General features: G+C 36.5%; 7 protein-coding genes and 1 pseudogene. 2 read left to right on the top strand and 6 right to left on the bottom strand.

Annotated features, from left to right (window positions below; translation table 11 throughout):
• Nucleotides 1–253 (top strand): annotated as a pseudogene (locus RT405_RS12320) (bifunctional NADH-specific enoyl-ACP reductase/trans-2-enoyl-CoA reductase); the annotation flags it as partial.
• A 78-nt stretch (nucleotides 254–331) separates the two neighbouring features.
• Here the strand turns inward: RT405_RS12320 and add are convergent.
• On the bottom strand, nucleotides 332–1,336 hold the full coding sequence (add, locus tag RT405_RS12315) for an adenosine deaminase (RefSeq protein ID WP_313470073.1): 1,005 nt from the start codon (nucleotides 1,334–1,336) through the stop codon (nucleotides 332–334).
• Between the two features lie 403 nt (nucleotides 1,337–1,739).
• The gene (yghU, locus tag RT405_RS12310; RefSeq protein ID WP_313470075.1) at nucleotides 1,740–2,528 is read right to left on the bottom strand and encodes a glutathione-dependent disulfide-bond oxidoreductase; all 789 of its coding nucleotides are present in this window, start codon (nucleotides 2,526–2,528) and stop codon (nucleotides 1,740–1,742) included.
• Nucleotides 2,529–2,749: 221 nt separating this feature from the next.
• Between yghU and RT405_RS12305 the strand changes: the two genes are divergently transcribed.
• The gene (locus tag RT405_RS12305; protein ID WP_313470071.1) at nucleotides 2,750–3,130 is read left to right on the top strand and encodes a VOC family protein; all 381 of its coding nucleotides are present in this window, start codon (nucleotides 2,750–2,752) and stop codon (nucleotides 3,128–3,130) included.
• 254 nt (nucleotides 3,131–3,384) lie between these two features.
• On the opposite strand, the gene RT405_RS12300 is transcribed toward RT405_RS12305, so the two are convergent.
• The 4 genes from RT405_RS12300 to RT405_RS12285 form a co-directional block, all read right to left on the bottom strand.
• Complete coding sequence (locus RT405_RS12300; RefSeq protein ID WP_313470070.1) at nucleotides 3,385–4,200, bottom strand: hypothetical protein; 816 nt, start codon at nucleotides 4,198–4,200, stop codon at nucleotides 3,385–3,387.
• An 82-nt stretch (nucleotides 4,201–4,282) separates the two neighbouring features.
• Nucleotides 4,283–4,762 carry a 23S rRNA (pseudouridine(1915)-N(3))-methyltransferase RlmH gene (gene rlmH, locus RT405_RS12295; RefSeq protein ID WP_313470068.1) on the bottom strand — a complete coding sequence of 160 codons (480 nt, stop codon included), beginning with the start codon at nucleotides 4,760–4,762 and terminating at the stop codon, nucleotides 4,283–4,285.
• Nucleotides 4,763–4,826: 64 nt separating this feature from the next.
• Nucleotides 4,827–5,009 carry a CxxH/CxxC protein gene (locus RT405_RS12290; protein ID WP_313470066.1) on the bottom strand — a complete coding sequence of 61 codons (183 nt, stop codon included), beginning with the start codon at nucleotides 5,007–5,009 and terminating at the stop codon, nucleotides 4,827–4,829.
• Between the two features lie 236 nt (nucleotides 5,010–5,245).
• The gene (locus RT405_RS12285) at nucleotides 5,246–6,490 is read right to left on the bottom strand and encodes a trypsin-like peptidase domain-containing protein (RefSeq protein ID WP_313470064.1); all 1,245 of its coding nucleotides are present in this window, start codon (nucleotides 6,488–6,490) and stop codon (nucleotides 5,246–5,248) included.
• Nucleotides 6,491–7,377 lie beyond the last annotated feature (887 nt).

The following is a 7,377-nucleotide window of genomic DNA, read 5'->3' as shown; positions in this document are numbered from 1 at the left end:
AGAAATGATTTATGGTGACAAGGCTGAATATGATGAAGTCGGCCGACTAAGACCGGATAGCTGGGAACTTGACAGCGACACTCAAGCCAAAACAAAGGAACTTATTTTAAAACTAAATGAAGAAAACTTTAATTCTGACATGACAGCTTATGACACTTTTTACAAAGAGTTCTCAAATTTAAGCGGCTTCCTGGTTGATAACTATGTTGAACAAGAAGTTACTCTAGAAGAATTAAAAGCATTAACATATTAATTTTTTAGTATAAATTTTTCAAAAAGAGGGTGTTTATTAGGGAATTTACAAATCCATAATAAACACCCTCTTTTTTTGTTATATATAGGGCTCATAAGCGTCCTCAATTATTTTAGAAAGCTGCGCCTTTACCTCTAAACTCGTAAAAGCCCCTGCTAAGCCATTTAAATTCAGTAGCTTCATCGTTGAGTAGCTGATTCCAAATTGTTCCGCCAAAAGCAAGTATTCTCTAGTTAGTGTTGTATCAGACACCGTACGATTATCGGTATTGATACAGCAGTTCATTCCCTTTTTCAAAAAATCGAGTAAAGGATAGTCTGCCCAATCGTCAACCGCATTCGTTTGGATATTGCTGGTCGGACACATTTCAATAACCGTTCCTTTTTCCAAACAAAGCGTTTGTGCCGCTTCATCTTTTCGGATAGCGATCCCATGTCCAATACGTTTTGCTCCTAATTGTATCGCTTGAACAATATTGTGAACACAGCCGCATTCACCAGCATGCAGGGTAACTTGTAATCCCTTTTCTTGCGCGAAAGCAGTCAGGGGTTCAATATGGTCATTCGCCAAATCAGGTTCTGGACCGGCCATATCAAAACCAACCATTAAGTCTTCTTTCGTATTCATTACTTCAGACAGCATGACAAGATTGTCTTCATTGGAATGCTGACGCATGCCGCAAACCAATAAATTCACTATAATGTTGTGTTGTTCCATAGCACGACGAATTCCTTCACTGACTGCTGCGATGACTTCTGATACTGTTAAACCGGCTTCAGTATGTAAGAGCGGGGCAAAACGCAACTCTATATAGCGAACATTTTCCAAAGACGCTGCTTTAGCAGTCGCATAAGCTGATTCTTCTAGCTGTTCATAGGTTTGCATCAGTTGATGAATGATATCAAAGCTCTTTAAGTAATCGACCAAGTTGCTGCATTTTGTTGGCGCAACGACTTGATCAAGTAAAGCCATATTAAATGGCTGTTTTTCTGCCAATTTTTTTAACGTTTCTAAAGGGACAGAGCCATCTAAATGGCAGTGTAAGTCCACTTTAGGCAGTTGATAAACGGTATTTATCTGCAAGTCGCTCACATCCCTTCTCAAAATAGTTTATAGTGTAATGAAGTAGTTCGACTACGACGAATTTTTTCCTAACTCTTGAATTTTATTACTAGCATGTATCTAGAGATAAGTAGATAACACAAACGCATGCTAATCTGTTTTATGTTACAGGAGAATGAAAAGCAAAAGTAGGTCAAATACCTAAATTTGATCAAGAATTTAATAGTTCTAAATATAGCAGAAGTCTTTATATTTAACAATCTAAAGCAGAAACACTTTTATTATCTTATCTGTGCTAGTTGTTTTTTATTCTCTTTTAAGATAGAAAACCTCATTTATTTATAATACGGTTCGCCGCAGTATATCTAAATGAGGTTTTAGTTCTATCTATGAAGCGTAAAATTTTAAGGCAGGTTTTTTTAAACTACTTCTCAAGCGGTTGATACTCCACTGCTAGGCCTTTTTGCACGCCAGGTCGTTCTGCAATGCGCTGAGACCATTCCAAGAGATGGGAATATTCATCCAGATTTAAAAATTCATACGATCCTTCATATAATTTTCCTAAAGCTAAACGACCATACCAAGACCAGATGGCAATATCTGCGATGGTATAGGTATCACCAGCTATATAAGGACGCTGTGCTAAGGTTTTATCGAGTAAATCTAATTGTCGTTTCGTTTCCATCGTGAAGCGATCAATCGGGTATTTCATAGGTTCTGGAGCATAAGCGAAAAAGTGGCCAAATCCTCCACCAACATAAGGACCTGCTCCAATTTGCCAGAATAACCAATTAAGGGTTTCAGTCCGACCATGAATATCTTTCGGAATCAGTTGATCAAATTTCTCCGCTAAGTAAAGAAGAATGGAACCTGATTCAAACATTTTCACGCGAGGACTTTGGCTTTGGTCAACCAAGGCAGGAATTTTAGAGTTAGGATTAATCTCGACGAAATCCGAACCAAATTGGTCGCCTTCTCCAATATTAATAGTGTACAAATCATAATCTGCGCCTTCTACACCTAATTCTTTTAGCTCTTCAAACATAATCGTGACTTTGATGCCATTCGGGGTCCCCAATGAATAGAGTTGGAACGGAGCCTCTCCGACTGGTAATGTTTGTTCGAATCGGCTGCCAGCTGTTGGCCGATTGCCACCTTTGTTAGAATTCTCTTCTTCCCATTGCCACACTTTTGGTAATTCATATGTTGTCATCATACCACTCCTCATACTATTTATTTGTACTTCCATCATACTACTCCTGCACCAATATGCCCAAGTTTTAGCTTATTTATGATACGGTTCTCTCAACTCCTTAAGCTGTGCTTTTTACCTATTGATCTATTAGAAAGCAATATAGAAGATAACATGGGCGTGCCTATATGACCTATTCATGCTAGAATAAAAATAAGAAACTATTGGAGGATGATATTATTATGAAGCAAGAACTCGTTGAGATTTGCCTGCGTGTCAGAAATATTGAGGCTACTTTAGACTTTTATACTAATCTATTCGATTTTGAAGTTGCCAGCCGCAGAGAATTCCCTGAAAATAAATTTGATTTAGTTTACCTGAATTCTCCCGGTTCGTCTGTTCAAATTGAACTCACTTACAATTACGATGCCGAGCCATATAATGTAGGAAATGGCTTCAGTCATTTAGGTGTGACTGTCAGTGACTTAGAAAAAATGCATGAAATTTGTAAGGCTTCTGCTTACGAAACAGGTGAGTTAAGAGGACTTTCAGGCGGCACGCCCACCTATTTCTTTGTAACAGACCCTGATGGCTATCGGATTGAAGTAAAGCGCGCAAAATAATTTTTTCGACTATTTTAAATGTAAGCATATTGGTTGCTGCCAATATGCTTACATTTTTTAATTCCTTCTTATCATTTCTCAAAATCATTTGTAAATTCATTACTTTCTAAAAATATCATTTACTTATGATACGGTTCTCCGTATCGTTTGTCTCTGCGGTTTTTAATCAACGTAGAGTTGTTTCACATATCTTTTTGATCAACAGTATATATTCCTTATCATACTACATAGATTCACTCACGTAATAGACCTTTTTACTGATTATCAATAGTATTAATTATTGAAACCATTATCAACATAGCATTTTCATCAAAATAGAATGTTTCTTTTGAATAGAACGATCCCCCTACATCTTCGCCCAAACTAATTGAATCAGGAGAAAAGAAGTAATCTCCATCCTTGTACGGTTGAAAGTACTCTCTTAATATTTTAGTGGTATTCTTATCAATTGAAAGACAAAATTCTTTAGTGACTATACTAAACAAGTCTAAAATGTTTTTCTCCCATTCAGGTAAATAGTTTAATACATTAATTTCCTCTAGCTCTACACTGCTAATATATTTATCGTTTTTATAGTTCTTTCCTTTATTTTTTTCAAGATGATTCTTTTTAATTATCAACTCACATGTTATTTCACCGCTAACAATATCAATTTCTTTTGAGAAATTAGTTATTGGTAATGAAAAATGTTGCCCAAAATCTCTCAATACTTTCAAGAATTGACTCTCGTCCTTTTTTTCATATTCTTTTATTATCGTTTCTATATTCTCATTCTTAATTTGGGCACCAAAAGATTTCATATTGTCGACTAACTGTCTAGTAAATAAAATGTATTTATATATAAGATATTTATATTCAGCATATAGTATATTTAAAGTAATTTTATCATCGTACTTAGCACCTTCATTAAATGTATTAAGCTCCTCTAAAGACTTCATTACATTGAAGCAACAATCATAAATATTTGCATACTTTTGGAAATCTTCATTAAAATCTTTCAATAATTCATATTCTTCTTCAGTTATTTTCTGAGTAACTAACTTCTTCCTTAAGTTGTTTAACGTATACAAGGTTTCCCTCCTTAAAACATGTTGTATTTTTTCACTTTCAAGGTAGCTTTTAAATATACTGTCATTCTCGTAAAAACCTCATTTACTTATGGTACGGTTCATTTTTCATGATCCGGAAGCTGCGGTAAATTTGTTCGATCAGCACTAAACGCATCAATTGATGCGGCAACGTCATTTTCCCAAAAGAGATTTGGGTATTGCTGCGTTTCATCACTGCCTTGCTTAATCCTAGAGAGCCTCCGATAACAAAAACTAAATTGCTTTTTCCTTGCGTGCCCAATTGTTCAATTTCTTTGGAAAATGCTTCGGAAGTCCGTTGTTTTCCTTCAATTGCTAAAGCAAATACATAAGCCTGATCTGAAATTTTGGCTAATATTCGCTCGCCTTCTTTTTCTTTAACTTGTATCATTTCTGCTTGGCTTAATTTTTCTGGAGCTTTTTCATCTGGAACTTCGATTAATTCAATTTTGCAATAACTTCCTAGTCGTTTTGCATACTCCGCAATTCCCATTTTCAAGTATTTTTCTTTTAATTTCCCCACCGTGATAATTTTGATATTCACAGTTATCCCCCTTCATTCACTACTTATCCACAAAAGTTATCCACATGTCCACAACTCAAACACTTCATATGGTAGACGAATATCCGTTCTCTACCATATATATAGCTGGCTCTTGGCAATAAGCACATTTTACTGTACCATTATCCACAGGGTTAACAGGCTTTAAAATTGGCAATTCAAAACCGCTGTAAACAGCGTCATCTAAAGCTTCTTCCACATCTTTTTGACAGGCATATATTTGTTCCATCCACAATCTCCTCCTTGTTTTGTGGATAACTTTTCAACTCCACAAGTTCTTTCGTTTCTCATTTTACAGCAGTTATACACAATGTTCAAAACTATTTTATTTTTCTTATCCACAGAAGCTCGATTTTCTCTAAAAACGAGATAAAAAAATCCCCTTATTTCGTTCAGTCTATTACTGAATGAGTAAGGAGATTTTCTATAAATAGCATTTTAAAAAATGAAATAGTTTGCTTTTTTTTAGGACATGGTTTCTGAAGTTGTCATGGTAATGTTTGTTTTTTCAAGTTTGCCATTCCGGTAGTATTCTACTTCTACTTCTTTACCTAGTTCTGATTTATAGATTTCTTTACGTAAAGAGATGGTATCAATAACTTCTTCGCCATTAAATTTAACAATGACATCGTATTTTTCTAATCCGCCTTTTTCTGCAGCTGAATCTGGTTGAACTTGTCCAACAACAACTCCAGCTGTTACGTCTTTCGGTAATTTCAGTACGCTTTCTTGCTGTTGTTCAGAAATTTGCGAAATATCTAGTAAACTGATGCCTAGGACTGGGCGAATCACTTTTCCATCTGTTTCTAATTGATTAATAATATTCACTACATCATTACTTGGAATAGCAAATCCCATTCCTTCAACTGTATCAGTAGAAATTTTCATTGAGTTAATCCCAATGACTTGGCCGGCAATGTTGATCAATGCGCCTCCAGAGTTACCAGGGTTGATCGCTGCATCTGTTTGTAAAGCTGTCATGGTCCAGTCTACTACACCGTCGCCATTAACATCTGTATCTACGTTTCTATTTTTTGCAGAAATGATTCCTTGTGTAACGGAAGAAGCAAAGTTCGTACCTAGCGGAGATCCAATGGCAATCGCTGGTTCGCCCACTGTTAAACTATCTGAATCACCGAAAGTGGCTGCTTTAGTCACTTTATCAGCCGGAATAGATAACACTGCTAAATCTGTCCATACATCTGAACCAATTACTTCAGCTTTCACTTTTGTACCATCTTTTAATAAAACTTCTACAGCATCTGATTCATTGATAACGTGATGGTTTGTAACCACATAAGCAGTTTTTCCATCAATTTTGTAGATGACGCCGCTGCCTTCTCCAGCTGTTTGCAAAGTAGAGTCATCGGACGAATCAGACGAGTCTATTGTATCTGAGCCAAATACCCCGCCGAATCCTTCTAAATTTTGTTTTTGCATGTTGATTACGGAAACAACTGAATCTTCGACTTTAGCTACCGCATCGGTTACGTCAGAAGTTACATTGACACTAACATCTGTGGTGGTAACTTTTCCTTTATCGTCAACCACTCCCGATTGATTGCTTGTTGCAGGCATATTCAACTCGTCATTTGCATAAAGATACCCGCCGCCCAACACTGCAATAACTAAACCACCGATAATTCCACCCAGAATACCGCTTTTCAATGTTCCGCGTTTTCTTGGTTTTTCCTCTGAATTTTTACCCATTTTTTACACCTCTCACCTTAATTTATAGGTTGATCGTAACACCTTTTCGTGAATTTTTTATGAAAAAGGTTAGACAACTTTTAGCTAAATAAGTTTTTTTATTTAAAAATCTCTTTAATTTTATTTTACCTTTATTTTCGTAAGATAACCATCAAAGCGCCTTTGAATATCGTTTTCAATTATTTAGTTACAAAAAAAGCGGGATAAGTCCGCTCTGGCCTCCGTAAAAATAGAAAACACGACTTGGGAGGCAACGCTCCTTTCATCGCCTTGTACTGGTACTCTACGAGATGAATCTCTTAAAGTACCAGCAGATGAGCATACTGCATAATTGCTAAGAAACATCCCAGCTTTAACTGGTTACGGCGAATAGTATAAAGCTCGCGTAGTGAGACTTTAGACCCTTTGATAAAAGCTTTTTTCTTGATTTTTTATTCTTTTATTATCTAGAGCGTTTCTACTTAACATTTCTACCCTATTTCCTGCTTCTTTTGTTCGCTAGACCGACTCTATCGGACACTTCTTCCTTGTTTCCTACTGCTTTTGTTCGCTAGACCAGTTCTACCGGTCACTTCTTCCTTGTTTCCTGCTTCTTTTGTTCACTAGACCAGCTCTATCGGTCACTTCTTCCTTGTTTCCTGCTTCTTTTGTTCGCTAGGCCCGCTCTATCGGACACTTCTTCCTTGTTTCCTGCTTCTTTTGTTTGCTAGTCCGGCTCTATCGGACACTTCTTCCTTGTCTCCTACTTCTTTTGTTTGCTAGACCGGCTCTACCTGACACTTTTTCCTTGTTTTCTACTTCTTTTGTTTGCTAGACCAGTTCTACCGGATACTTCTTCCTTGTTTCCTACTTCTTTTGTTCGCTAGACCGACTCTATTTGGCCTTTT

This window comes from Carnobacterium sp. (genome assembly GCF_032094055.1).
Lineage (GTDB): Bacteria > Bacillota > Bacilli > Lactobacillales > Carnobacteriaceae > Carnobacterium_A.
This window is presented reverse-complemented; position numbering and strand designations above follow the sequence as displayed.

Bases quoted from the DNA above. Each gene is read 5' to 3' on its own strand.
- yghU (WP_313470075.1), bottom strand. From the start codon at position 2,528: ATGACAACATATGAATTACCAAAAGTGTGGCAATGGGAAGAAGAGAAT.
- RT405_RS12305 (WP_313470071.1), top strand. From the start codon at position 2,750: ATGAAGCAAGAACTCGTTGAGATTTGCCTGCGTGTCAGAAATATTGAG.
- RT405_RS12290 (WP_313470066.1), bottom strand. From the start codon at position 5,009: ATGGAACAAATATATGCCTGTCAAAAAGATGTGGAAGAAGCTTTAGAT.
- RT405_RS12285 (WP_313470064.1), bottom strand. From the start codon at position 6,490: ATGGGTAAAAATTCAGAGGAAAAACCAAGAAAACGCGGAACATTGAAA.